Genomic DNA, 25,867 nt, shown 5'->3' with positions numbered 1-25,867 from the left:
GCGTCTCCCTGGCGGGTGACGACGCCGACGCAGCCGGGTTCGGGCCCCGCCCTGAGCGTCGAACGTCACACCTCATCGGCGTCGTAGTCAGAAAGAACTGGAACAGGTCCGAATTTTTCCTGAACCGGAACTCACTCAGATGTGTCCTTGCTAGCTTTCTGGGCGCCGTTCAATCGATTCGAACAAGGTTCAAAAAAGGCTGATTCTCGCCCAAAATATGAGGAAGAGACCCATTTCACCGCACTGACACCTGCTGCCGCGGCGTTCTGCGTGGCTCTTGCTGCGCAGGGCCAATCTCTTTCTCGTGTTTGTGGGTACTCAGGGAGGGTGCGCGCTGGCTCCGGCGAAAGGGCGGTCTGGGACCAGGTCGTCGAGGTTCCCCGGAGTGGTCCCTTTGCGTGTCGGCGGGCGGTCGACGGGACCGGCGGCGTCGGTGGCCGTTGAAGTTGCTCACCTGTGAGGAATTCTTCGCGAAATTTCCATGCGGGAAACTCGGTGAAGGCGTCCGCGTCGGCACGAGGCGAGCGGGCAGCGTGTTCGAGCTCAACGAGCCGATCATCTGCAAGGAAGGGTAAAACTGGCATGACTCTCGCCGAGCGCTTCTGCTTGCTTGTCTGGATCTGGTGCCGTCGTTTTTGACGGCGAGTGCTCGGGATTCAATTTTGGTTCGTTTCAGGTGTGAAAATGGAGGTGATGTCGTGCTGCAGAAACTGAAGAATCGTTCGATCGTGGCAGGGCTGACGCTTGCTGCGGCAGTTGCTCTCGTCGGTGCTCCCGGAATCGCGCAAGCCCAGTCCGGATCGCGCATCTGCGGGAACTACTGGAGTTCCGGCTCGGTACTCTGGGTGAAGGTCATCGAGGTACCCAAGTCTGACTGGCCCGCCTGTGGTCGGGCGGTGGACCGGACGAACAGTGTCGGTACGGTTCCTCCTGAGGTGTGGCGCCGTAATCCGAGCGGGAATTGGGGTTCGCGGCAGCCGATTCGAATGGAAACGTGTGAAAAATTCTCGCTTGGTCTGCTGGGTAACAGGTTCGGCGGTAATGTCTGCAACAGCATGAAGCGTGCGAACAACGTGTTTGAGGTCAACCAGCGGACCATCAGCACGTTCTGGTACTGATCTCGAGCCCGCCGGCGGAAATCTGCGGAACGTCGCCTCCTGGGCTGACGCGGCCGGACGAGCCACGCCGATACCTGACCCGGTGACGCCACGTTCGCGTCCGCCACGGGTGATCGTGCCGGCGCCGGGCATGATGATCAGGACGCCATGCCGGAGCGCCACCCATCGGCAAGATCAGCTCAAGCTGCGTGGCATGGGGCCGAGGGGTCGCGAACGCACATCCTGTCGTCCCGACGGCCAAGAGAGTTCTCGCAGGTGGGATGCTGTGAGGACTCTCTTCTTGCGATCTTGCCGAGTCCTGCCTTGGGTGAGCACACCGCTCATCGGATCCTGGGTCCGGGGGCTTGCACAACGCCTCTGCCCGACCTCGACAGGCTCACTTTCGGCGCTCTCGAAGACCTGGGCGGGGCACCTTCGCGGCCGGGACCGCGCGTTGCGCTTCGCCGGCCATCCGGAGACCGCTCGCGACAATCTCCTCCTTCCCGCCGCCCGCTTCGCCCGTCCTCGGGCGAAGTCCTCGCCCGACCCGGACGCTGACGACGCCATCGCGGGCGAGGTGGCTCGCGCGCACATCGAGTTCTTCCCACGTGGATGATCGAGTCTTAGTCCGGCGTGGTGGCGCTGAACAAGCGCAAGGGTCCGCAGCGGTTCTCCCCGTCGCTGACGGAGGCCGCGGAGGACATCGCCGCCGCTCGCCGGCATAGCGGGCTCCGCAGGATGCGCTCGGCGCCGTCCCGGCATCGAGCGCCGCGCATCCCTCTCCGTCGTTCGGAGGCGCAGCTCTTTCGTTCGGCTATCGGACCATATGACTATCTTCAGAATATTATCGATAATATGCCGATAGTCTGTTGGTGAACTCGGCGAGGGAGACGACGTGAACCAGGTGTTCGACGTGGTGCAGGTGGGGTACGGGCCGGTGGGGCAGGTACTCGCCGCAGGTCTGGGCCGACGTGGCCATCGCGTTCAGGTCCTCGAACGCCATCACCAGCGGTACGCGGTGTCGCGGGCGGGAACGTTCGACCACGAGGTGATGCGCACCCTTCAGGGGCTGGGCGTGGCCGAGGAACTGGAGCGGAAGCTGGCGAGGCCGCTCGGGATGGCGATGATGGACGCCGGAGGCCGGGTCCTGACGCAGGTCGCGGCCCACCGCGACGTCGTCTCGGGGTGGCACGGCTCCTACACGATGTACCAGCCCGACCTGGAGGACGCGCTGGATCGCGTCGTCCGGGCCGAGCCCTCGGTGGAGGTCCTGATGGGGTGGGTGGTCGACCAGGTCGTTCCCGCGGTCGACCACGTCGTCGTCGAGAGCCGCCACCGTGAGACGGGCGAGCGGCGCACCAGCCGGGGGCGCTACGTCATCGGCGCCGACGGGGCCAACAGCGCCGTGCGGGAACTCGCCGGGTTCGTCCAGGAAGATCTCGGCTATCGCGGCCCCTGGCTCGTGATCGACTTCGAGCACCACGACCCGGCCGTGTCCCTGCCGTTGCGGGACGGGTTCGTGCTCGACCCCCGGCGACCGGCCCTGCTCGGACGGTGGCTCGGACGCCGTCACTCGCGGATGGAGTTCATGCTGGCCGCGGGGGAGTCTCCCGAGGACATGACCGCCGAGGACCGCTGCTGGGAGTTGGCGGCCCCGTGGGGTGTCACACCTGCGACCTCCCGCATCGCGCGCCGCGCCGTCTACGAGTTCGGCTCGCAGCTGGTCAAGGACTGGCGGAGGGGCCGGGTGCTGCTGGCCGGAGACGCCGCCCACGTGATGCCGCCGTTCCTCGGCCAGGGTTTCTGTGCCGGTGTCCGCGACGCGGCGAACCTCACCTGGAAGCTCGACCTGGTCGTGCGTGGTGAGGCGGACGAGGCACTGCTCGACACCTACACACGTGAGCGCCGTCCGCACGTGGAGCAGGTGATCCGGATGGCGATGGCCCTCGGCGCGATGGTCAGCACGACCGACCAGGTGACTGCGGACCGGCGAGACGCGGCCCTGTCCGGGAGTGGCGTGCCACCCACGCCGTCGCTTCCCGGTCTGGTGGACGGCGTGCTGCGGCCCGGCGCGGGCGGGCTCGCGCTGCAGGCGCGGGTCGAACGCGACGGCGAGCGCGGACGGCTGGACGACCTGATCGGCGGTGGCTGGAGGATTCTCACCCGGCGGCCGGTCCCGGTGGACGCGCTGACCGACCGGCGGTCGGCGTTGCTCGACCGCCTCGGAGCCGAGATCGTCGTGATCTCGCCGGTTGCCCTGTCCGGTGGCGTCGTGGACGTCGACCTCGACTACGAGGCGTGGTTCGACGAACTGAACGCGACTGCCGTGATCGTCCGCCCGGACTTCTACCTCTACGCCGCCCTGCCCGATCTCGCAGTGCTGGGGGAGGCACTCGACGATCTGGCACGGGAACTGGAACTCACGTGACCGTCCCCGGATCGGCGTTCTCGCCGGCCGACCCGGAACGGGCGGGCGTGCTCACGGCGTTTCCGCTGACCCGTCTCGTCGACAGCGGCCTCGATCTCGGCCGGGCGCAGCGCTTGCTCGCCGCCTTCGCCGGCGGGCAGGATTGGGGCCTTGCCGCGGAACACGAGGCCGGCGCGCTGCAGGACCTGCTGGCCGATGCGGGATCGGTCTCCCGCACGGCGCTGCTGCGCCGCCTGGTCGCCACGCGGGCCGTGGCCGCTCAGGCGTTCGGGCTTCCTCCCGAACGACGCAGGGAGCTGCACGAGCGGATGCGGCGATCTTTGGCCGACCTGGTTGCCGAGGTTCCTGGACTGCAGCTCGTGGAGGTGCCGCACGCGGGTGGACGTCTTCACGGTTTGCTGGCCACGCCTGGCACGGTGCGGCCCGCACCGTGCGTGATCATCGTCGGAGGACTCGACAAGTGGGGACCCGCGTTCCTCGGCACCGCGGCCGCGCTGATCGAACGGGGGCTGGCCGTCCTGGTGATCGACCTGCCCGGCCAGGGGACGACGCTGTTCGACGGTGGCCTGGTGGCCGACGCCGGCATCGCGGACGCTGTCGTCGCGAGCGTCGACTGGCTCGTCGGCTCGCCCGCCGTCGGTGATCGGATCGGTGTGTGGGGCAACAGCTTCGGTGGTCTGTTCGCCGCGCTGGGCGCCGCGTCCGACGAGCGGCTGTTCGCCTGTTGTGTCAACGGTGCTCCCGCGTCGCCAGTGGTTCCCGCCGTGCCTGCGCTGCGCGGGCTGCTGGAGGCGCTGTTCGGGCTCTCGGACGAGGCCGCGCTCGCAGGGGTGCTGCGCGCGGTCTCCCTCGGCGACGCCCGGATCGGCTGCCCGCTGCTGGTGTTGCACGGTGGGGCCGACACTCTCGTGGCGGAGGCGGATCGCGACGCGTTCGTGGCGGCCGGTGCCGCGGGAAGCCGCGTCCTGGAATGGCCGGACGGTGAGCACACGCTCTACAACCGCGCCGTGGAGCGGGACGCCCTCGTCGGCGACTGGTTCGCCGCGGTTCTGTCCTGAGCAGCGCAGGAAGGCCGTCACCTCGCTGACCTTGTCGCTGACCTTGAACCCCAGCCCCTCGACGAAGAACCGCTGGGCTGCCTCCTGCTCTGTCGTCCCGAGCACGACGTGCCCAAGTCTGCGCGGTCGTACCGGGGTGCCCCAGCGTTGTACCCCGGGCGCCCGGTCGAGCCGCTGGGTTATTCCCAGGGTGATGTCGACCCCGGTCGCGGGTTCGTGGACGCTCAGCGACGTCTCGGTGCGGTGCGCGGTGAGTCCCAACCGGGTCAGGTTCGCAGTGACGCGGTCGATGTCGTCGGGATCGTCCACGCTGACGCCGAGAGCGGGCAGCCGCCGCCGCGCGGTGCGCACGATGGTGAGCTGATCGCCGCCGTCGACGGCGAACCGGCGGGTCCCGTCATCGGGGGTCGTGGATACGGACAGGAGACCGAAGTCGGTGTAGTACTCCGCAGTGAAAGCGACGTCGGGGACTCCCAGAGTGATCCTTGTAAGTCCGTGCAAAGGCATTTCAGGCTCCTTCCGCCCGGACGACGTGGTCGAGGGCGTCCACGAAGGTGGTCGTGATCTCTCCCACCGAGCTGATCGTGCTGACGAGCGTCTCCCCGACGGCCAAGTAACGGGCAGGGGTGCGGCCACGGCCGACCCCGGCCGGTGTGCCGGTCCAGATCGTGTCGCCGTGCAGCAGCGTGCAGATCCGGGACAGCCGCGACACCAGTTCGGGAACGCCGAACAACAGGACTCTCGTGCTACCCGCTTGGAGCACCTCGTCGCCGACCCGGCAGCCGATGTGGAGTGCGTCCGGGTCGGAGATCCCGTCGAGGCTCACGATCGCTGGCCCGGTGGGGGAGAAGCCCGGGAACGACTTGCCTAGGCTGAACTGCGGCACCGGCGGTGCAAACTGCATAGCGCGCTCGGACAGGTCCTGACCGACCATCAGCCCGGCGACGTGCTCCCACGCCCGGTCCTCGGACACTCGCTCGGCGCGCTTGCCGACGACCGCGACCAGTTCGATCTCGTAGTCCACGGTGTTGCTTGAAAGTGCGACCATGGCGACGGGTCCTGTGGTGCTGGTGGGGAATTTCGCGAACACCGAGGGACGGTGGGCAGCTGGTCCTCGGCGATGCCGCTCTCGGCCGCGTGGTCGCGGTAGTTGAGCGCCACGGCGAAGACCTGCCGGGGCAGCGGCACGGGTGTGCCGAGCAGCGCGGGGGTCGATCGGGAACTCCGGCGTCGTCAGGCCGGCCACGGCTCTGCGAACTCGTCCCACCTGTCCAGTGCTTCGAGCGGGGGCGCGCCGAAACGGCCGCCCGTGGCCCGTCCGACGTCGACTCCTCCTCCTTCCACCAGGAGCGTGAGCTTTCCGGCGTGCCGGGCGATCCGCATGGGGATTCCCCTGTGGCAGTGAACTCCAGGTCTACACGACTATCTCGCTGATTGTGTATGTATAATATTATTATCGATAATTGAGGGAGATGTGGACGACCCGATATGCTGACGGAATGTCCGGTCGTGGTTCCGCAGTCACCCTGTCGAGGCATGCCTACGAGCAGATCCGCAACGAAATCCTTTCGGGTCGACTGGCTCCCGGACAGCCGCTGCGCGTGGCCGCCCTGACCGCCCAGATCGGTGTGAGCATGTCGGTGGTGCGCGAGGCGCTGACCCGGCTTTCCGAACAGGGGCTGGTCATCGCGTCGCCCAACCAGGGTTTCCGCGTCATCCCCCTGTCCGAGGACGACTTGGTGGACCTGACAGGACTGCGCGTGACACTCGAGTGTTCGGCACTGGAACGCTCCATCGACCGTGGCGACGTCAACTGGGAGGCGCTGGTCGTCTCCACCCACCACGTGCTGGAGCGTTCACCGGCTCCGTCGTCGGGGCTCGGTGAGCGCGAACGCTGGACCGCTGCCCACGCCGACTTCCACGACGCGCTCAGTTCGGCCTGCGGCAGCCCGCGTTTGCTGGGGATGGTGCGGCAACTGCGCGGCAGCGCTGAGATCTACCGGCAGTGGTCTGGTGCTCCTGGTGTGCTCAGGGGGCGCGATGTCGCCGGGGAGCACCGTATGATCATGGAGTTGGCCACGGCCCGGCGTGCTCCTGAGGCTGTCTCCGCGTTGCGTGAGCACATTGAGAGCACCACTCGACTCGTGCTGGAAAGCCGCACGCCGCCGGCCGAGTCGCCTGGATCCTGATCACCGTCTCGTCTAGATGCCGGCCGTCGCGGACCGTCGGCGATGGGACGCGGGCGAAGCCGAATCAGGCGCCCAGCCTGGCTTCGAACCGGCCTCCGACGTGCTGCAGTTCGGCCGACTTGGTGGAGGCCAGTGCGTTTGCCGTCATGGCGCTGCCGGGCACGAGAAGGCCACGTGTCGAAGTCGGCTGGTGACCGGTGATCTCCGCGATGCGCGTGAGTCGGTACTGCCAGCGTGCTGCGGTGGATCTTGAGCTGGCGCGCGGCCCTGACCCGGTTGCCCTCGTCGGCTACGAAGCACTTCAAGGTGTTGTAAAGGGTGTGTTTGCCTGCCAAGCCCTCGTCCACCTTGGCAAGAGTGCTCGCCGTGGCGGGATGGTTGAGCACGGCGAAGTCCACGATCACGCTCTCCAGGCCGAAAAGCCCCTGGGTTGCGTCCGCCGGCAACGGCCAGCCGGACGATGTCGGCCGCCTGCTGCTATCCGCTCGTGAGCTCTGCGAGCGGCTTCCACGACCGGCCGATCCGCAGGTTGCCGCCGACGCGGTCCCGCAGGCTTCGTTCGAACGCGTGCAGCGCGCGATCGTCGGACACGGGGCGAGAACGTAGGCACCGTTGGGGTGCCAGCACCGAGAGTTGCTCCTACTCGCGGTCCTACCGAACGATCTTGGCCACCTTCTTCATGGTCGCCGTGTCGGGTGAGTGCAGCGCGGCGACGGCATAGGCGTGAGCCGGCACTGAGTGGTCCGCGATCTCATCGATGCGACTGGACAGCAGCTTGACTGCCAAGGGCTTCGGGGGAGTTGCTGGTTGCGGCCGTCGCGCACGCCCTTGAAGAGCTCGCGCACGAGCTGGGTGCTGATCGCCGTGATGTCGTGCGCGACCGTTGCTCACGGAACCGGTTCATCAGCGCCAGGGGCGACGGGGAGAGGCGGTAGGCTGCGGTGTCGGGCGGCATTGCATTGAAAAGCGATCGATAGCTGCCGATCTCCAGGTCGAATTTTGCGAAGGCATGGTTCAACGTTTTTCTCGCGAGTTGCGATCAAATGCCGAGGCAGTGTGTTGAGCTGCCCTGGTGATGCTGCAAGCGCTACACGATTTGCGGAGTTTTCAACTGGATATCGGGATGTGAAGATTTTCACGGACGTAGCTCGCTCGCACGCGAAGTGATCCTGCGGTCGCGGGTCTGTTTCCCTGAGAAGAACCGGTCTTCACTTCAGAAGTGTGTGCATGCTGACGCGCGTGCACTTCTTGTGGTGCAACAGGAAAACGCGAAGAACCGGCGAAGTCGATCCTTTCTCTGATCGACTTCGCCGGTTCTTCGCGTCCATGGGTGTCACGTTTGCAGCTGTCCTCTACGCATCCGAGGACGGCGTTTCGTTTCTGTTTGCGTCGGCCGGGGACAACGGTGCTCTCGCCCTAGCGGGTCTGGCTATGAAGGTGAACCTGGGATCTTTGTTATTCCGTTCAGAAACCGGAAACTGGAACTCGCCATCTATCAGCGGGCCCGCGGCACCCGGCTCCGCCTCGGCGGACGCGCCCGCTCGCTGCTCAAGATCAACAAATGTCGCTCGCGCAGCACTGCGGCCGATCTCGCGGAAGCCCCGCTATCTCAGTTGCAGCGAAGTGAGATCCTTGCCCACCATCCGCTCGGATCGACCCACGTCTCCCGCGACACCAGGCCGACGTTGTTCCGATCGGAACACTTGTTTCGAGCAGCGTTGAGCGCATTGGCATAGGCCGCACCCTCGGTCGAGGCGTAACCGACCCCGGTAACCACTTCGCCCACGGCGAAGGCTGGACTGCTCGCGGTGGTCGAGGCGGCTGCAGCCATCACGGCAACGACAGCCGCTTTGCGAAAATTCCACAGCATTCAAATTCTCCAAAAGATAGGGAAATTATGGACAGTGAGGTTTGTGGTATGGATGGACAGTTATCCTTTGTCGCAACAGAGTTTAACTTTCAGGGGGCAAGGCGGCGCAATCCGCGATTTCCGGAACCTTGACGAGGCTTCGGCAGTGTGCAGTGCTCGCTGGATTCGAAATATGGTTTGAGATGCGCAGATCGGCGGGGATGGCTGTTGGGTATCCTCGCCTGTATTGATTTTCCGTGACGTCGACGCAACTGTGTGGGAGTCGTCGGAGATGTGAGCGAAGCCCGGTCAGCGGCTCCCCGTCGACCCGGAAGAACGGTGCTCAGTGTCCTCTGGGTACGTCTCAAAATTTTGTTCCGGTGTTCAGGAAGTCTCTGAGAAATTCGTTCGTGGTGGCTCATCGGGCAGTGGCGCTGCGGTGAAAGCATTTCCCGTGGTGGCAGGTGTCGAGGGGAGGGGGTGCGATCGGCCGTTTCCGCAGCGGCCCCTGGACCACGTGTGCGCTGCCCTTGCCGGTCGCAGCAGATCGAAGCTGCCGGTCACCGCCGTCGGAACTCCCGGTAGAGCGCGGGTAGGAACTTGGCCAGGTGGTTCATCTCCTGGCCGGTGTGGAGCAGGTTCAGCGTGGCTGGAGGACGCCCAGCGACCGGAAGTACTGAGCGCTTCACCTGGTCGGAGGCGGCCTGAGGCCGCGCGGGGCGGTACCCGACGATCGGCGCCGCGTTCACGTAGAAGCGGCTTCGCATCTCGCAACCGTCCCGCACTCGGCGGACCTGGTGGACGAACAGGGTCTGGACGTCGGTGCCTCCCTGCGGTCCGCCTCGCCCGACGATCGCGGTGCCGTCGAACTTGGAGAGGTCGAGCCCGATTTCCGCCGGGTCCACGAATGAGATGCCGGGAGTGACGATCACCCCTGCCGCGCCGTCGCCGTGGTAGTCGCGTCCTCCCCGGTAGTCGGGCAGGTACTCGTCCACGTACGAGACGTTGCCGATGTAGCGCTCCTTGTCGGTCAGCCCCGGTTCGTCGGCGAGGTCGTCGCGCAGGCTCGCGTGCAGATGGGCCTCGGGGTGCCAGAGCTTGTACCGGGCGGTGTCGGCGCTGTGCCAGCCGAACCACCAGTCCCACATTTCCGGGGTCACACCGGGCATCTTGGTCAGCGCGGCAGTCCAGGTGCCCTGTGCCGGGTCGCCGGTCAGTGAGCCGTACCCGTTCTCGATCTTGGAGTAGCCCGGTGCGGACAGTTCGGTAGCCAGATCGGCCAGTGGGGGAATGTCGGCACTCGGGGTGGGAGGTGCGGCTACTGCGTCGCGGATCTGTTGCTGTACCGGGCTCACGGTCTCGGTAAAGAACTTCGCGTAGGGCAGGTTGTAGTCCGCGCGGCGGTAGCCCAGGTAGACCGGGGCTACCGGGTTCGGTACGGGTCTGCTCCCGGCAGTGGACGCGGCGACCGTGCCCGAGCCGAGGGACATGCTTGCCGTCGCGGCCACGAGCGCGGCGCCTCCGGCGAGGAATCCCCTGCGGCCGATTGGAGAGTGAGCGGTCACAGAAAAAAAGTACCACACGTGTGTCTTTTTTATCCTGATGATTCGATGAGAGGATGGGCGCATGTCCACGGGCAAGCGAGTAGACCGCCTCCGTAACGACGAGCGGATACTGCGGGTCGCCGCTCGCTTGCTGGCCTGTGACCCGAACGCGTCCATGCAGGCCATCGCCGATACCGCAGGGGTCGTGCGGCGTACGGTCTATCGCCGATACCCCACTCGTGAGGCGCTCGTCACTGCTTTGACGACCGCCGCCCACACGGCCGCTACGGCCGCTGTCGAGACGTTTCCCGGCTGGCGCGACGGTCCTGACGCGCTGCGCGTGCTCGTCGCTGCGCTCATCGATTTCGCCATCCGCTTCCCTGTCGCCGTGCTCGAACACGACCCAGTCGCCGGAACTCCCGTCGACGCCCGCATCGCCGAGATCCTCGGCGAGGGTGCCAAGGCCGGCGTCCTGCGTGTGGACCTGGATCCCGCCCTGCTCAACGGCATGCTCTTCGGTGCCGTGTCCACAACGGCGCGGCTGCATCCCGACGGCGATCCGAGGCAACTCGCGGACGGTGTCGTCGAACTCCTGCTCGACGGAATCAGGCCTCGGTAGGACTCTTCCGCTGCCGCTTTGTCCGCCTCGGCGCGGTGACCTCGGTCGCGCTTGCGCGTGGGCTGGCCGATCGACTCCAAAAAGGACTCAACTCTGGTCGTCAACGCACTCGACATGGCCATCCGCAACTGGCGCTCCGAGCCCGGCGGCATCGTCCACGCCGATCACGGAGCCCAGCTCACCTCCTGGGTCTTCGGTGAAAGATCCGCTCAGCCGGCCTGCTGCCATCATGTGAGCAGACATGATCACAAACCTGCGCCGCGCACTCGATCCTGGGCGCGGTCAGTTGATCACGCAATCATGGACAGAGCCCTTGTCATGACACGCCCGACGCTTTGCGGCAGATCGTCATCCAGAACTACCACCGCGACGCGGCAGGTCGCCTGCGCTGGCGCACCGACGACGATGGCGGGCTGCTGCCCTCGTCCCGTGCGATCGTCTCTCCCTACGACCCCGCCGTCCGCTACGCACGCCGGGGACAACCACCCGCTGGACGGGATTCCTCGCCCACCTCACCGAAACCTGCTCGACTGAGGGCGCCAACGTGATCACGGACGTCGCCATCACCGCAGCCACGACCAGCGATGCCCACGCGCTGCCCGGTCCGCAGCCAGTGCACCACCTCCCGAGACGGCGCCCGGAACGTGGGCTTCTTCCGCGGGAACTCCGCGAACTGCAACTCCGCGTCCGCGCCGAGCAGAAGTCACCCGGCTGGCAGATCCGATACGCGGTCCGATCCGGAGTGGAAGGCGCCATCAACGAGTTCGCCCACGGACACGGCATGCGCCGATGCCGCTACCGAGGACAACCCAAGGCTCACCTACGACATGTCTTCACCGCGATCGCCGTGAACATTGAACGCCTCAGCGGCCTGCCACCATCCAGCGAGGCAACCTCGTCCCGGCTGCCGACCGCCTTCCAGGATTTCCTGGACAGGATGAGATCCCTCGACTGAAGTCCTGGCGGGCCGTCAGCAGCTGACATCGACGCGAGCAAGATCACCGACAGAGTCAAGCTAGGCATGATCGTGCGGTGCTCCGCAGCGACATCACGCCGCCTGCTAGCCCCCGGAGCACCGGACCACTGCCGGTAGCTCTCCGCGCCATTGCGCAGTTGCCGCGCCATGCAGCTGGCTACGGCCCGGCGTGCCGCCGAGGCCGTCGCCGCCTTGTGTGAACATATAGAGATCACCACGCGGCTGGTGCTGGAAGGTCGCATGCCTTCAGGCAAAGCGCCTGGTTCCTGAGCACGGGCCGCCACGACACCGGCGACTGTGTCGTGGCCGAAGCCGGGTCCGGCGGTCCGCGCTCACCACATCGATCATCGTGCGGCCGACACGACAGTCACCAGTGCGCTTCCCCGATCTCATCGGAGGCGGGGTCAAGCGCTGCCACGATCCGGCGCGAAGCCGTGCCGCGGGTGAGGGCAGCCTGATCGGCCCTCACGACGCAGTTCAGCTCTCCACCTTACGGATCGTGCCGGGGGCGCAACAGGAGAGCCGTCGGCGTCGTGACCAACAGATCGCCGGATCTCAGCAGTTCATCCCCGGCGGCTTCTCGGTGCCAGAACTGGTCCTCCTCCGGCCGTCCGACTCATCGCCGCCGCGTACTTCTCCCGGTCCAGCTGACCTTCGGATTTCGCGACCACGAAGGTGGCCACGCAGTTGCCAAGGAGGTTGACGAAGACCCTCATGGAATCCATCAGACGATCCGCGCCCAGCAGGAGCGCGACGCCGGCTGCCGGGAACGCGCCGATTGCTGCCGCAGTCGCGGACAGCGCCAGAAATGACGAACCCGGCACGCCCGCCATCCCTTTTGAGGTCAGCATCAGCACGCCCACTGCGAGGAGCTGCTGTCCCAGTGAGAGGTCGACCCCGAACGCCTGTGCCAGGAACAGGGTGCAGATGGACAGGTATATCGTCGCGCCGTCGAGGTTGAACGAGTATCCGGTCGGGACTACCAGGCCGGTCGCGGCCCGCGAGCACCCCGCGTCCACCAGCTTGCCCATGATCCTCGGCAGGACCGATTCCGTGGATGCCGTTCCCAGTGCGAGGAGGAATTCCTCTCGAGCGTAACGGAGGAACTTCCAGATCGACACGCCCGCGTACAGCCGGGCGATCACCGCCAGGATCAGCGTGAACATCACGGCGGCGGTATAACACGCGGCGATCAGCTTGGCATAGGTCGCGAGTGTGTTCAGGCCGTACTGCCCGATGATGAAGGCCATTGCGCCGAACGCCCCGAGAGGCGCCAACCGCATGATCCAGCCCATCATCTTGAAGATGACCTTCTGGAACTGGTCGACAACGTTGAAGAGCACCGGTGTGCGCTCGCGTCCGAGTGTCGCCATCGCGACACCGGTGAAAACGGCGAAGACCAGTACCTGAAGCAGCTGGTTGCGCGCAAACGCGTCGACCGCGCTCTCAGGAATCGTGTGAAGCAGGAATTCCGACGTTGAGGGCAGCGATCCGTTCATCGTCTTGCTGTCGAGGGCATCGGTCGACAGCGTCGCCGGGTCGATGTCCAGTCCGTCACCCGGCCTGACGACATTGGCGACGGCCAAGCCGAAGACGAGTGCGAAAGTCGTGATGAACTCGAAGTAGAGGATGGCCTTGACGCCGATGCGGCCAACGGTCTTCACGTCGCCGACCGCGGCGATCCCGGTGACGATCACGCAGAAGATCAGCGGTGCGATGATCATCTTGATGAGTCGGACAAAACCGTCACCCACCGGCCTGAGATCCGAACCGAGCGATGGCCAGAGGTGTCCGACGAGAATGCCCGCCATGACCGCGGCCATCAACTGGAGAAAAAGCGAACGATGTAGACGTCTGTGGCGCATTGGAAAAAACCTATCTGGCCGTGATTGGTTCCAAATTCGACAATGTACGCATCGCCAGATCCCTGGTGAGCGCGAAGGATCGCTCTTTCGTCCCGCGTTCCCTGTTAGCGGATCGGTGTCGCAAAGATAGCGGAAAGGCTGAGGAAAAATGGTGGCGCGGAAAAACTTCCGTCACACGCCTTGAGGTTTCCACATTATTAGGAGCAACAGTCGCGAGTGCGAATTCGGCCGTGCCGGGGGATCGAAGGGCGGATTCATGACCGAGAAGCGGCCAAATGACATCGCACAACGGTTGACCCAACACGAACAGCTGCTTCGTCGACTCCCGCGGCGCGTTGTACATCGGCAGTGGGTTTGGGTGCACAAGGGCCTGACTGACCGATGCCGCACTGACCTGTCACGCGTGCCCGGACGCCGGTGTGCCTGGTGGTACCACCTCAACCAGGCTCACTTCCGCGGCGGCTGCACAGATCGCCGGAGCGCCGGGCTGCTGCACGTCCGCAGGTCCGCAGGCAGTCCCCGGTGGACTGATCGAACGAGTGCGAACCTGCACCAGGCCTGGTGCGCGGGTCAGGCCGTGGAATCGTGTTGTGGCAGCCCACGCCGTGTTGCACGTGGCGTGAAGCCTTCTCCTGTCCGGGGGACGCGGGCGCTCCGAGACGAGGGCCTGCCCGTCCTCCTGGTGACCGCCGATGTCTCGTCGGCTGATCTGGAGCCGCACACCGTTGTCACCGCTGTCCGGCAGGTTCCGGAGTGATCGCCGCGGTGACGGAGGCCCAGAGGGCGTCGAGAAGCATGGCGAACATCTCGTCGGGGTCGCACATCGCCGGGACCGAGAAGTGCCGGGAGATCGCGGGGAACTGCTCGGGACAGAGCGCGGCGCGACGACCGAGCCAAGCCCGTTCCCCGATGGCTCTGCTGCGGGCCGGCAGGGTCGCGGACACCGCACGCATGCCGGCGTGGGCGAGCAGCGTGTCAGTGAGCATCCCTTGTTAGCGGGGCAGCGCCTCATCTCGGAGTCCCACCTCTTCGAGACTGGCCAGGATCAGTTCGATCGCGGCCAACTCACCAGGACCGCCAGTGATCCTGTTCGAGGTCTGCGCTGCGACGTAGGGATGGGCGACGAACACGTCCACCATTCGCTTGGCCAGCGATCGCACGCGCTCCGGAGGTGGCAGGCTGTCCGGTACCTGATCGACGGCCATGTGCAGCAGCCGGTCGCCGACGGCCAGCAGAAGCTCCTGATGGTCTGCGAAGTGTCGCCAAAGCGATGACCTGTCGACTCCGAGTTCCTTGCCCACGTTCGAACCCGTCAGCCCGTCAGGCTGCGCTCGTGCCGCGATGGTCACGGCCGCGGCGATGATCTTCTCACGCGTCAGCCTCGGTCCTTGGCTCCTGGGCACACTTCACCTCGATCATCAGAGATGTCATCCGGCGTCAGCAGGAGACTGTCCGATGCGGATCACCGCGGCCAGCCGGACCGCGGATGTTCCTCAGAACGCGGAAGATCCGCAGGATGGAGTCTCGTTTCATCGCTTGTGCCGGTTGCTCGCCAGCCATGCGCCGGTCTGGCTTGCAGTAGGGCGACCGACAGGGTGTGCGGCGCCTCGCCCAAGTCACCCGGTGCGGCACGGACAGGACCACCCCGGCATTGAACCGAAGGCTGGTCATCTGTGCCTGGGTGTCCTGTCCGACACTTCAGACTTGACCCGCACTGCCGAACACGTCGAAGCCCGCTGTGGTGACCTTTCGCGCTGGAAACCCGCGATGAGGGCCATTCCGGTCGGAGGCCGGGTGAAGAAGTGGTGCCGCGAATCTGCGGTCGGTGTCGACAGCACCCGTCCTCCCCGGAGTCCTACGCGAAACGAGGAAAGATTTCGCAGTTCTCCGTCCGCACTCCGATCGCGGATGTCGCCCCCGAGTCAGCGGAGGCCGCGCCCCCGGAGAGCGATCGATGACGCGCTACGCGCGTGTTCGCGGGTCAGTGCCCGCTGGACGTCCCGACCAGAGCTCAGAGCCAGCCGCGCTTGGCGGCGTTGACGCCGGCCTGGAACCGAGTGGCGGCTCCCAGCCGCGTGGTCAGCAGTTGCACCCTTCGCTGCACCGTGCGCAAGCTGAGAAAAAGTCTTCGGGCGATGACTTCGTCCGTCGCGCCGGAAGCCAGGAGCAGCAGCATCCGCCGGTCGGTGTCGGAGATGCTGTCGTCCAGTTCCTGCTCGCAGGTGCGCGGGAGCACCGGAGCCGCCAGTGACCACAGCGTCTGGAAGCCGCTCAGGATCGTGTCCAGGATCAGGCAGGGGCGGATGACCAGACACAGATCCCTGGCCGACTCGTCCGCCTTCGAGATCATCGCCACCGAGTCGTCGCAGATCAGCATCTTGAACGGGACCTTGTTGAGAAGCCGCACCTGCCAGCCCGCCGCGATGCCGCCCATCAGGTGTGCCACACCGCTCGGCTCGCCCAGCAGCGCCGTGTCAGCCAGGATGTCGATCCGCACTCCGCGTTCGAGCACCTCCACGCCTACCGCGTCCTCGCCGTTCTCGGGCAGCAAGGCCTGGAACGGCGGGCAGTGGTAGGAGCGGATCTGCTTCGTCGCCGCGCGGCGCAGATCGTTGAACGTCCTGCGCACCGCGGGGGAGCCGTGGATGGTCTGCACCTCGCTGGACAGGCTTCCGTTCATCTGGAACAGCGCCGCCAGCTCCGCCACCACCGAACTGGCCTTGACCAGTTGCGGCAGCTCGAAGGGTTTCATTCCTTCCGCGGTGGGTGTCACCGAGACGCGTCCTGGTCCGCCTTCGGCTCCGCGGTCCACTCCGGCTGGTCCGTCCATAGTGGAGTAAGTTAGCGCATTCTCCACGAGTGTGGAATTGATCGCCGGTCGTGCGCCGGCTCCGGAGACACCGGCTGAGATGTTCGCCGCCCGTGCCCCTCAGCCGCCCTCGGAAGGAGTCAAGGGACCCGGCCCGGTGTAGAGGAACCTCCAGAATCCGCATCGGTACTTGTTCACGCCGGTCCACGGGGTGCTGTGGTAGCCGAGGTTCCACCTCACCCATTCCGGTTGGCAGTACGGCAACTGCCCCTTGGACCATGGATCCGCGCTCAACTCCCACCTGATGTACCAGCCGGGGTGCTTCGGGTCCGCGCCCGCGAGCCGGACCTTGTAACAGATCCGCGGGTTGTCCGTGCTCGGGCAGGGCGGGTGCTCCAGAACCAGGGGCCTCCTGTCGGTGCTCGTATCGACCGTGCAGGCGTGACTGCTCCGGTGGTCCTGGCCCCAGTAGCAGAACCCGTCATGGCCCGATTTCGCGTTCTGCGGGTCGTTGTAGAAGCGGGTCATCCTCCCGTCCAGGTACTCGATCCAACTGCCCACCTTGGGAACACCGGCCGCCGCCGTTCCCAGGCAGGTGAGAAGCGCGGACAGAGTCAGGGCGAGGGCCGTGCACATCCTTCTCTTCACAAATTTCTCCTTTGGTTGTTCGACGTCGTGATCTCAGCGAAAGAATCCGCAGTAGTAGTGATTCGTTCCAGCCCAGTCGACGTTGTGGTACTCGTAGCCGAACCGGTACCAGTCAGGCATGCAGTAAGGTGCCTGGTTGGCGCGAAAAGGACTGCGGGAGATCGTGACGTACTTCTTCGTCGTGTAGACGTAGAAGGTGTTCTCCCGATTCGGGGTTGTCAGGGAAAACCGCTTGTTCTCTCGGGACGCGTCGGCGTTGCACGCCCAGTCCGCGGGATTGTCGCGCCCGCGGAAGCAGTGGCCGTCCTCGCCTCGCTGGGAGGCGGCGGGTGTGTCGTAGAGGCGGACTACGACGTTGTCCAGCTTCGCTTCTCCGAGTCGCCGGGGACCTGCCAGGGCGGGAGGCGCCATCGCGCTCGACGCGGCGGCGGCCAGCACGAGGAGAATGGTTGCGCGGCACATAGGGGATCTCTTGTGGGCATCCATTCTTGACCGTCCTTCCTGTGGTGCGAGGCATGTGAAAAAGTGGCTCGCCGTCCAGTGTCGCCATCTTCGTCTCTCGGTTCGATCCTTTCCTGCTGAATTGAAGGTGAACGTGCGGAGCTGGAATTCCGAGAAAAGTGGAGTTCTTCGAAAAAAGATGCGTCCGCGAGGATCCTGGCTCGGGTGCGAGCCGCCGAACGAGCTTTGCGGGGTGAACCAGGTGGTTCACCCCGCAAGCTCGCCTGCTCCTGTCCCGGCGTTCGCGCTCGGAACGATCAGCCCATGGTGGCCACCGCGGCCGCGGTCTGGTTCATCGTGCTCCGCACAGCGGCGGCATCGGCGCCGGGTGCGACTGAGAGGATCGCCTGGGCACCCTGGGCGCGGACCCAGTTCAGCACGATGTTCCTGACCTGCCCCAGCCCGAGGGCCAGTGCGCTGCCCGCCACGCAGTTGCCCAACGCCGAAGAGATCTGCTTGCCCTTGTCGGTCACGCCCATGATGTACAGGTAGACGAACGACTGCACGCCTCCGGCGACACAGCCCGCGATGGCTGTGGCGGCGACTGCCCCGGCGGGAAACGCTGCCAGCAGTGCGGCTTCGACGCCGAGGACTACCACCACGTACGACGCGGCCGATGCCAGCGCCGCGATCACGCCTCTCGCCCAACCCGGGAGTTCAAGGGTGGCGCGGCCTTTGTGCTGGCTGACCTTGGTGATGGAGCAGTGTCCGCTGGGGATGCCCCAGTAGGACTCGCGCAGGACGTGGTAGGTGCGGAGTTCGAGTTGTGTTCCGTTGGTGCGGAGGAAGTCGTAGCGCAGGCCGGGGACGCCGTTGCGTGGGTTGAGGAGCACCTTTTTGAAGCGTTCGAGTTGGGCGGTGCTGTTGGCGTTGATGCGGTAGTTCTTGCCGACGTGGCAGAAGCCGCCGCTGGAGTGGAAGTGGTCGCCCAGGTTGACCAGGCCGGCGGCTCGGGCGGACACCGCGGTGCTCGTGGCGTCGGTCGCCGCGGTGTCCGTGGGGTGTGCGGTCGCGGTGGTGGTGTGTGTTGCGGAATCCGCTGCCGCGGGTGCGGCTTGGGCCTGTGCGGTGCCGGCGGCCAGGGCCATCGCGGTGAGCGTGGTGAGTATCGTCCGGCTGGCGAGCCGGGCTCGCCGGCGGGTGCCGGTCGGCGAAACGTCCGACTTCATCACAAGAATCCTCCTAGGGAAAACGATGCCGATCCTGGACCGGAGTGCTTTCGGGATCAGCGTCCTGATCATGCAGGCTGGCCGAACTCGGCGGCGATGAATCGGACGAGGCCGGAGGCTGCCGGAAACGCGAGGGGATTCTGTGGCTCTTTTCCCGGCATCTGGCACTGTTCGAGAAAGGCGGATCCCGTTTCCTCGGGTCGCCGGGATCTGTTTCGGTCTGTTCGCGCCGCGCGAGTCCTCGTCCTGAAAAGAGACGCGAAAACGGCGATCTCCCACGAACGGCTTGCCGCTATCGTGGGAGATCGTCGGCCATCCGTCGGTTGTTCAGCGGTGGGAGAGTGGTGGAACGGTCACCCTCGGACCTGCTGGAGTGCGGCGGCGGTCTGGGCGACGCCCGTGTTGATCGCTGCTCCGCTGGCGCCGGAAGCGGTGGCGGAGATTTGTGCCGCGGCCCTGGTCTTCACCCAGTTGAGCACGATGTTCCTGACCTGCCCTAGTCCGAGGCCCAGCGCGGCACCGGTGAAGCAGTTGACGACAGCCGTGGCGATCAGGGCACTCTTGTCGGTGACACCGACGATGGCGTTGTAGACGTAGTTCTGCACGCTTCCGGCGACGCAGCCGGCGACGGCTGTGGCGGCGACGGCCCCGGCGGGGAACGCGGCCAGGATCGCCGCCTCTACTCCGAGCACGATGGCCACGAAGATCGCCGCGGACGCCAGCGCCGCGATCAGCCCCTTCGCCCATGAGGGCAGGGCAAGGGTGGCGCGGCCTTTGTGCTGGCTGACCTTGGTGATGGAGCAGTGTCCGCTGGGGATGCCCCAGTAGGACTCGCGCAGGACGTGGTAGGTGCGGAGTTCGAGTTGTGTTCCGTTGGTGCGGAGGAAGTCGTAGCGCAGGCCGGGGACGCCGTTGCGTGGGTTGAGGAGCACCTTTTTGAAGCGTTCGAGTTGGGCGGTGCTGTTGGCGTTGATGCGGTAGTTCTTGCCGACGTGGCAGAAGCCGCCGCTGGAGTGGAAGTGGTCGCCCAGGTTGACCAGGCCGGCGGCTCGGGCGGACACCGCGGTGCTCGTGGCGTCGGTCGCCGCGGTGTCCGTGGGGTGTGCGGTCGCGGTGGTGGTGTGTGTTGCGGAATCCGCTGCCGCGGGTGCGGCTTGGGCCTGTGCGGTGCCGGCGGCCAGGGCCATCGCGGTGAGCGTGGTGAGTATCGTCCGGCTGGCGAGCCGGGCTCGCCGGCGGGTGCCGGTCGGCGAAACGTCCGACTTCATCACAAGAATCCTCCTGGTGGGGAACGGGACGAGCCGACAGGCATTTCCTGTCGACAACCCGATCCGGTCTGTCTCAATAATCATGAATGTTTCCAGGCTGGTAAACGCACTCGGATGAATTCGGAGGCGTCCGGATTCGCGGTTTTTCAGCTCTAGTCGATGATGCGAATCCGGATGTTTACGTGATGACGTGCCGAATTATTCTGGGCGAAACATCGTGGGTGTACGCGGTTGACTTGTCCTGTCCTTCGAGCGGCTTTCTCGTCTTGTTGGAGCGGTCTGCGACCAACATGAACTCGCGGGCGCGAAGAGGATTTGGTTCAGGTCTGCTGATCGACGAATACGGATAAATGCAAAGCAGGCTCGCATCGCGATGTGGGCGATGCGAGCCTGCTTGCGAGGAACTGCCGTGGCGCGGCCGGTTCCTCTGAGGGCGTGCTCACCGTTTGCGGGAGTCGGCGGCACAAATCCAATCCTAGGTTCTCTCGCGCTCGGCTGATCGTTGATGTGCTGCTTCTAGGAAAATTCCGCCGAACGCGGACGTGCGGCCGATGCGGCCGCTTCATCTCGCGGACAGGGGCGATGTTCGGTATGCAGCTTCAGGAAGGGGGCTCGGGGAGGCTTCCGGCCGCGAGCCGACGGGTACCCGCGGACCCCTGCCCTGTAGGTGAAGGCGGGAGGGGAGCTGGGTTTGGTCGTCAGGGCCGGAGTTGTGCGCGGCGGACGGCAGAACATTTCTATCTTGGTCGTACCCCGCTCGGTCCGTGGCACGTCCTCGACGGTCCGCACCTCGAGTGATCGCCGGTGCGTGTCGACTGTGTGGCCGGCCCCGAGTCGATCGGTCGTCCCCGCGCCGAGCGTGAGCGGCGATGTGAGGGGCTCGGTGATTGGTTTCTGGTTTCACCGCCGAAGCCCGTGAGCACGTGGATGCTGATGGTGCGAACGAGAAGCGTGATCGCAAGAGCTTTTCGGGGTCGATTTCAGAGAGCAGGGCTCAGGTTCGGATTCAGCGACCTGGGTTCTGATGAAGAGATGCTTGCGGAAGTCATCGCCAGGGGAGTTCTTGTGGTGGGACGTGCCGCCGCGGTGGTGGCGGTCCGCCCATCCTGGACTGGTGGCGAACTGGACGCTGCTCGGCCATGCCGACAGTGCTCGTTCCTAGATTTCCTGTCGCCAACCCGGAGTTATCAATGAAAAATCTATCGAAAAAGATCGTAAATATGAGGGCGTTTCTGTTTTTTGTCGGAAATCTGGGCGTGCGCGGCTAGGTTGGTCGTCGTCCCGCTGGTCTGGGATCAGAATCCTCATGCGTTGTCAGTCCCTGCGTCGCGCCATCTCAACGGAGGCCATCATGAGAGCTGTCGTACTTGTCGTCGCTGCACTGCTACTGGCGACGAGCGGCACCGCCCACGCCTATCCGCAGCCCGCGAGGCTCACCGGGGACGTGGCCGCCCATGACCCTTCCATGATTCGAGATTCCGGCGGCTACACCGTCTTCTCGACACACAATTCGATCGAAACCCGCCGATCGGCCAACGGGGTGAAATTCACTCGGGGCGGCGCAGCCTTGTCGACCAAGCCCGCCTGGCACTTCCGGTACAACCCCGACGGCGACGTGTGGGCGCCTGACGTTTCCTATCACGGCGGCAGGTATCTCATGTACTATTCAGTGTCGCGTTTCGGCAGCAACAACTCGGCTATCGGTCTGGCTGTCAGTTCGACGGCGAAACCAGGTTCCTGGGTCGACCGGGGAATCGTCTACACCTCATCTACGAGGGACAACTACAACGCGATCGACCCGGCGCTGCTGGTCGACGCCGGCGGCCGGTGGTGGCTTTCGTTCGGCTCGTTCTGGAGCGGTATCCACATGATCCGCATCGACCCCGTGACCGGTAAGCAGTCCACGACCGACACGGCCCGCCGCCACCTGGCGTTCCGGCCGGAGGGCGCACACGCGGTTGAAGCGCCCTACATCGTGCGACATGGCGGGTACTACTACATGTTCGTTTCCTTCGACCGCTGTTGCGCGCGCAAGGAAAGCACCTACCGGATCATGGTCGGTCGTTCGGCCAATCCGACCGGTCCATACCTCGACCGCGCGGGGATTTCGATGCTCAACGGTGGTGGGACGCAGGTTCTCGGCACTCATGGCAACGTCATCGGACCGGGCGGCCAGAGCGTCCTGCGCGACGGTGCGGAGGATGTGCTCGTGTACCACTACTACGACGGTGCGGCCGGTGGCCGCGAGGCCCTCGGCATCAACCGCCTTGGGTGGGATTCTCAGGGCTGGCCGTACGTCAGGTAGCCCCTCCGGTGCGACTCCCGAGCGTGAGTTCGGGAGTCGCATCATCGAGCCACCGCGGGATCAGACCCCCTCCGGCTGTCGGAGACGATCCACGTCCAGCCCGGTCGGGCATAGTGAATCCCTGCCCACGGAGCCTTGGTCGCTGACGCCCTCGTGCATGGTGGGAGCCCCGTCTCGGCACGATAGACCCAAAGACGAGGGGCTCTGGCAGCGGCGCGCTCGACGCTCTGACTGCCGGACGGTGCCGGCGCCGAAAGACGTCGTCCGCTCACAGCGGCTTTTCGTAGCCCAGCACTCGCACCACCTCCAACGCCAGCAGCACCTCCAGAGCACGCTCCCCGATCGGCTTGCCCAGGAGGGACTCCGCCTGCTTGACGCGATAGGCCACCGTGTTGGGGGCGAGGTGCAGCCGGGCGGCGGCCTTGGCCCTGCTTCGCCCGGACACCAGGTACAGCCGCAGCGTCTCCCTCAAGTCAGCATTCTTCGCTCCGTCCTTGGCCAGTGCGCCGAGCGTCTCCCACGCGAACCAGCGGGCTTGCTCGCCGTCCGCGGTGAGCAAGGACGGAATCGCGAACTCCTCGTAGTCGCACAACCAAGGCCCGGTGCTCGACGATGCCACCCGAGCGGCGGACGCCGCTCCGAGGTGTGAGCGGCGGAAACCCCCCGCCCCCCGTGCGACAGGCCCGACCGCGACCCTGACACCTGCCGCTGGACTCAGAGTGCGGCGCAGGGTGGCTGTGCTCGGCCGGTCGCGGACGTCGGGCCAGGAGCCCCACACCCACGCGCTGCCCTTCAGCTCGTCGAGGTCCAGCACGAGAGTCCTCGGCCCGAGCGCGCTCGCCAGCGTCATCGCGAAGCGCGGCACCTCTCCCGCCGCCTCGTCCCGCTCGTCGGCCCACACGATGAATGCCTGATGGTGGGCGCTCATCGGCACACCGAGCAGCCGCTCCACATCGGCTGTGCTCGCCCTCGGGTCGTCGAGCAGGGTTTTGACCAGCCGCAGCCGTGCCGAAGCCGGGCTTGTGGTCCAGTGCTCGCGCTCCTCGGCGAACACGCCACCGATCTCGCCGGCGAACCTGTCCGCGCAGGCGAACACGAACGTCGAGGCGTGCTTGGCCTCCGCGTGGAAGTCGTGGTCCGCCGCATCGGTGCGCAGCGCGTGCACGAGTGCCTGGTGCAGGTGGGTGATCGTGGTCCAGATCCCCCGCAGCAGGTCTTCGGCTCGTAGACCGTGCTGTGCTGCGCACTTCGCGCCGTGCACGACCTCGTGGGGTAGCACCACCTCCGAGGGGTGCAGGTCGAGTGCCAGCGCGCACAGCAGGACCAGAACGCGAGCCTGCACGTCGCCACGCACCACCGGGCGCAGAACCGCGGGAAGTTCGTCACCGGCCTTGTCGTGGATGTCGGCGAGAACGCCGTCAGCCACCTGGAGGGCCCACAGCACCGCGCGCGCCCCCACTGTTCTCGTCGCGCGGTCGGCCAGAGACTCCGAGCAGGCGAGCGCGATGTCGTGCTCCGGTCCACGAGGCCGCAGTTCACGGATCCACGACCGCCCCACCGTCCCGGCTTCGGCCCCTGAATGCGTCCTCACGGCAAGACACCGGCACTTGTTTGTCGCCGCGGCGCAAGACCATTCGGGGCTGTCCCCGGTTCACTGGCCTTCAGAACGATCATCACCAACTCGTACACCACGTCGGGGACAACCCCGCCGCTGTCCCACTCGCGGCGGAACGTGTTCCTCGATCTGCGGACACCGCGCGGTCTGATGCGCAGCGGCGGAAGGCACTCGTGATCACACACATCGTTCTCTTCAAGCTCAAGGACGGCGTCACCAGGAACGCCGAGCTCGTCGCGGAGGCCGAGGCTCGAGCGCGGGCCGTCGGACACCACGTGCCAGAGCTGCTCGGCTGGCGGGCGGGATGGAACGCGGTCGACCGCGACGGCGCATACGACTTCGCCGTCATGGGCGTGCTGCCCGACCTGGCGGCCCTGGAGAGCTACCAGCGCAATCCCTTCCATCGCGGCTCCGTCGAGCTGTGGCGAGCGATCTCCGACTGGGTCGTCGTCGACCTGGTCGACGACTGACCCATCTGGGGCACCTGGACGCACCGATCAGGAGGACATGTGTTCACCCACTACGACATGGATTCAGCTGTGCTCACGACCGAGCTGCGCGAGCAGTTCGACACCTTCACCGCGGGCAAGTGGGACCAGGCCACGCTGGAATCCCATCAGACGCGCAAGCTCCGCGACACCGTCGCCCATGTACGGCACAACTCGCCCTTTTACAGGGAACGGCTGGCGGGACTCACCCCCGAGGCCATCGCCGCACTGACCGTCGACGACCTCGCCGATCTGCCGTTCACGACGAAGGAAGACCTGAGGAACGCCCAGTTCGACATTCTTTCAAGGCCGGTGTCCGAGGCTTGGGTGTTCTACGAGACCACCGGGACCACGGGTGCCGCGACGCCTTGCCCTCGCACGAACACGGACTCGATCAACAACAACTCCGTGCTCACCTCCTACTACGGCGATGTCCTGGAACCCCATGCCCACGGTCGGGTCGTCGGCATCTCCGGTCCCAGCGAGCTGCACGCCACCGGCGACACGTTCGGTGATGTGTGCCGGAACCTCGGGTACACGGTGGCCAAGATGTGGCCGCATTCGCCGGTGGTGGGGTTCGACCGTGCGCTGGAGGTGATGCGACTGCTGCCGATGACCGCTCTCTTCTGCACCCCCGGAATGGCGATGCGCCTGGCGCAGAAGGCGATCGACGCGGGACTGCGCCCCCGGATCGACTTTCCTCTCGACCTGCTTCTGCTCACCGGTGAGCTGATGTCCCCGAGTCTGCTCGACAACATCAGCCTGCTGTGGGACGCCGAGGTCCGCAACGTCCTCTACGCCTCCCAGGAAGCGTCCGTGCTGGCCGCGGCCACGTCCGACGGTGCTCTGCGGACCGCGCCGCTGATCAACCTGTACGAGGTGGTCGACCCCGACACCCTCGCGGCGGCGGTTCCCGACGCGAACGGGGTGCGGCACGGCGAACTCGTCGTGACCAACCTGTACCTCGGTGCCAAACCACTGATCCGGTACCGCACGGGTGACCTCGTGCGCATGCACCCGCCCGGTGCCGGCGCCGCGGTGCCCGCCCCCGCCCTGGAGGTCGTGGGACGTGTGCACGACCGGCTGCTGCTCAACGGCCGGCTGGTGAACGGCTACGACCTGGAGAATCTGTTGCTCAGCCAAGTGCGCGGCTACCGCGACTACCAGATCACCGTCGATCGTGACGACTCCGGTGCGGACCGGCTCTCCCTGCTGCTGCGGGCCGACCCGGCCAACGACAGGCCGACCCTGGAGCGCACCGTCCAGCTCTGCCGCGAGGAACTCGGCACCGGACTGAACATCCGTTTCGGCGTTCCCGGCGAGGTGACGGGAACGGGAGCGATGGTGAGCTGGAAGGCCGCCCGCGTGGTGGACCTGCGTGCCCAGCGGTCCAGCGAGGATGAGGCCGCGGACCGAGTCGCGGCGGCCAGGCTCTGATG

Annotated in this window: 22 protein-coding genes and 1 pseudogene; 10 read left to right on the top strand and 13 right to left on the bottom strand. The window is 65.9% G+C overall.

The window, feature by feature from the left end:
• Positions 1-698 precede the first annotated feature (698 nt).
• The 3 genes from ND450_RS20020 to ND450_RS20010 all read left to right on the top strand — a co-directional run bounded on the left by ND450_RS20020 (position 699) and on the right by ND450_RS20010 (position 4,583).
• The gene (locus ND450_RS20020; RefSeq protein ID WP_253327590.1) at positions 699-1,118 is read left to right on the top strand and encodes a hypothetical protein; all 420 of its coding nucleotides are present in this window, start codon (positions 699-701) and stop codon (positions 1,116-1,118) included.
• Positions 1,119-1,992: 874 nt separating this feature from the next.
• Complete coding sequence (locus ND450_RS20015) at positions 1,993-3,525, top strand: bifunctional 3-(3-hydroxy-phenyl)propionate/3-hydroxycinnamic acid hydroxylase (protein ID WP_253327589.1); 1,533 nt, start codon at positions 1,993-1,995, stop codon at positions 3,523-3,525.
• Positions 3,522-4,583 carry a S9 family peptidase gene (locus ND450_RS20010; RefSeq protein ID WP_253327588.1) on the top strand — a complete coding sequence of 354 codons (1,062 nt, stop codon included), beginning with the start codon at positions 3,522-3,524 and terminating at the stop codon, positions 4,581-4,583. The genes ND450_RS20015 and ND450_RS20010 overlap by 4 nt, the downstream gene beginning before the upstream one ends.
• A gap of 508 nt (positions 4,584-5,091) precedes the next feature.
• Here the strand turns inward: ND450_RS20010 and ND450_RS20005 are convergent.
• Positions 5,092-5,673, bottom strand: a complete 582-nt coding sequence (locus ND450_RS20005) for a fumarylacetoacetate hydrolase family protein (protein ID WP_253327587.1) — start codon at positions 5,671-5,673, stop codon at positions 5,092-5,094.
• A gap of 143 nt (positions 5,674-5,816) precedes the next feature.
• Complete coding sequence (locus ND450_RS20000; RefSeq protein WP_253327586.1) at positions 5,817-5,966, bottom strand: hypothetical protein; 150 nt, start codon at positions 5,964-5,966, stop codon at positions 5,817-5,819.
• Between the two features lie 116 nt (positions 5,967-6,082).
• On the opposite strand from ND450_RS20000, the gene ND450_RS19995 reads away from it, so the two are divergent.
• Positions 6,083-6,772, top strand: a complete 690-nt coding sequence (locus tag ND450_RS19995) for a GntR family transcriptional regulator (RefSeq protein WP_253327585.1) — start codon at positions 6,083-6,085, stop codon at positions 6,770-6,772.
• 1,609 nt (positions 6,773-8,381) lie between these two features.
• On the opposite strand, the gene ND450_RS19990 is transcribed toward ND450_RS19995, so the two are convergent.
• Together ND450_RS19990 and ND450_RS19985 are read right to left on the bottom strand one after the other, a co-directional pair.
• The gene (locus ND450_RS19990) at positions 8,382-8,642 is read right to left on the bottom strand and encodes a hypothetical protein (protein ID WP_253327584.1); all 261 of its coding nucleotides are present in this window, start codon (positions 8,640-8,642) and stop codon (positions 8,382-8,384) included.
• Between the two features lie 539 nt (positions 8,643-9,181).
• Positions 9,182-10,186, bottom strand: a complete 1,005-nt coding sequence (locus ND450_RS19985) for a DAPG hydrolase family protein (protein WP_253327583.1) — start codon at positions 10,184-10,186, stop codon at positions 9,182-9,184.
• A gap of 61 nt (positions 10,187-10,247) precedes the next feature.
• Here ND450_RS19985 and ND450_RS19980 point away from each other — a divergent pair, with 61 nt between their 5' ends.
• From ND450_RS19980 to ND450_RS19970, 3 genes and pseudogenes are all read left to right on the top strand, one after another.
• A complete protein-coding gene (locus ND450_RS19980) occupies positions 10,248-10,784 on the top strand; it encodes a TetR/AcrR family transcriptional regulator (protein ID WP_253327582.1) in 537 nt (178 codons plus the stop codon).
• Between the two features lie 45 nt (positions 10,785-10,829).
• Positions 10,830-11,014: pseudogene (locus tag ND450_RS19975) on the top strand (IS3 family transposase); the annotation flags it as partial.
• Between the two features lie 314 nt (positions 11,015-11,328).
• Positions 11,329-11,739: a transposase gene (locus tag ND450_RS19970; protein ID WP_253327581.1), complete on the top strand. Its 411-nt coding sequence runs from the start codon at positions 11,329-11,331 to the stop codon at positions 11,737-11,739.
• A 584-nt stretch (positions 11,740-12,323) separates the two neighbouring features.
• On the opposite strand, the gene dctA is transcribed toward ND450_RS19970, so the two are convergent.
• From dctA to ND450_RS19930, 8 genes are all read right to left on the bottom strand, one after another.
• Entirely contained in the window at positions 12,324-13,625 is a 1,302-nt protein-coding gene (dctA, locus tag ND450_RS19965) for a C4-dicarboxylate transporter DctA (RefSeq protein WP_256557538.1), read from the bottom strand.
• A 728-nt stretch (positions 13,626-14,353) separates the two neighbouring features.
• Positions 14,354-14,611 carry a hypothetical protein gene (locus ND450_RS19960; RefSeq protein ID WP_253327579.1) on the bottom strand — a complete coding sequence of 86 codons (258 nt, stop codon included), beginning with the start codon at positions 14,609-14,611 and terminating at the stop codon, positions 14,354-14,356.
• A 6-nt stretch (positions 14,612-14,617) separates the two neighbouring features.
• Positions 14,618-15,028, bottom strand: a complete 411-nt coding sequence (locus ND450_RS19955) for a TetR/AcrR family transcriptional regulator (protein ID WP_256557537.1) — start codon at positions 15,026-15,028, stop codon at positions 14,618-14,620.
• A 608-nt stretch (positions 15,029-15,636) separates the two neighbouring features.
• Entirely contained in the window at positions 15,637-16,377 is a 741-nt protein-coding gene (locus ND450_RS19950; RefSeq protein WP_253327577.1) for a helix-turn-helix transcriptional regulator, read from the bottom strand.
• A 177-nt stretch (positions 16,378-16,554) separates the two neighbouring features.
• Positions 16,555-17,082 carry a hypothetical protein gene (locus ND450_RS19945; RefSeq protein WP_253327576.1) on the bottom strand — a complete coding sequence of 176 codons (528 nt, stop codon included), beginning with the start codon at positions 17,080-17,082 and terminating at the stop codon, positions 16,555-16,557.
• Positions 17,083-17,115: 33 nt separating this feature from the next.
• A complete protein-coding gene (locus tag ND450_RS19940) occupies positions 17,116-17,520 on the bottom strand; it encodes a hypothetical protein (protein WP_253327575.1) in 405 nt (134 codons plus the stop codon).
• A gap of 320 nt (positions 17,521-17,840) precedes the next feature.
• Positions 17,841-18,752, bottom strand: coding sequence for a hypothetical protein (locus ND450_RS19935; RefSeq protein ID WP_253327574.1), 912 nt, complete (start codon positions 18,750-18,752; stop codon positions 17,841-17,843).
• Between the two features lie 353 nt (positions 18,753-19,105).
• Positions 19,106-20,020: a hypothetical protein gene (locus ND450_RS19930; RefSeq protein ID WP_253327573.1), complete on the bottom strand. Its 915-nt coding sequence runs from the start codon at positions 20,018-20,020 to the stop codon at positions 19,106-19,108.
• Between the two features lie 1,351 nt (positions 20,021-21,371).
• Between ND450_RS19930 and ND450_RS19925 the strand changes: the two genes are divergently transcribed.
• The gene (locus ND450_RS19925) at positions 21,372-22,325 is read left to right on the top strand and encodes an arabinan endo-1,5-alpha-L-arabinosidase (protein ID WP_253327572.1); all 954 of its coding nucleotides are present in this window, start codon (positions 21,372-21,374) and stop codon (positions 22,323-22,325) included.
• A gap of 268 nt (positions 22,326-22,593) precedes the next feature.
• On the opposite strand, the gene ND450_RS19920 is transcribed toward ND450_RS19925, so the two are convergent.
• Entirely contained in the window at positions 22,594-23,916 is a 1,323-nt protein-coding gene (locus tag ND450_RS19920; protein WP_253327571.1) for a CdaR family transcriptional regulator, read from the bottom strand.
• Between the two features lie 197 nt (positions 23,917-24,113).
• On the opposite strand from ND450_RS19920, the gene ND450_RS19915 reads away from it, so the two are divergent.
• Both ND450_RS19915 and ND450_RS19910 read left to right on the top strand, forming a co-directional pair.
• The gene (locus ND450_RS19915; protein ID WP_253327570.1) at positions 24,114-24,410 is read left to right on the top strand and encodes a Dabb family protein; all 297 of its coding nucleotides are present in this window, start codon (positions 24,114-24,116) and stop codon (positions 24,408-24,410) included.
• Positions 24,411-24,467: 57 nt separating this feature from the next.
• Positions 24,468-25,865 (top strand): phenylacetate--CoA ligase family protein, encoded by a 1,398-nt coding sequence (locus ND450_RS19910; RefSeq protein ID WP_253327569.1) that lies wholly within the window; start codon positions 24,468-24,470, stop codon positions 25,863-25,865.
• The last annotated feature ends 2 nt before the right edge of the window (positions 25,866-25,867 follow it).

Source organism: Lentzea sp. HUAS12 (genome assembly GCF_024125735.1).
GTDB lineage: Bacteria > Actinomycetota > Actinomycetes > Mycobacteriales > Pseudonocardiaceae > Lentzea > Lentzea albida.
Note: the sequence above shows the minus strand (reverse complement) of the source record. Positions and strands in the feature narration are given on the sequence as shown.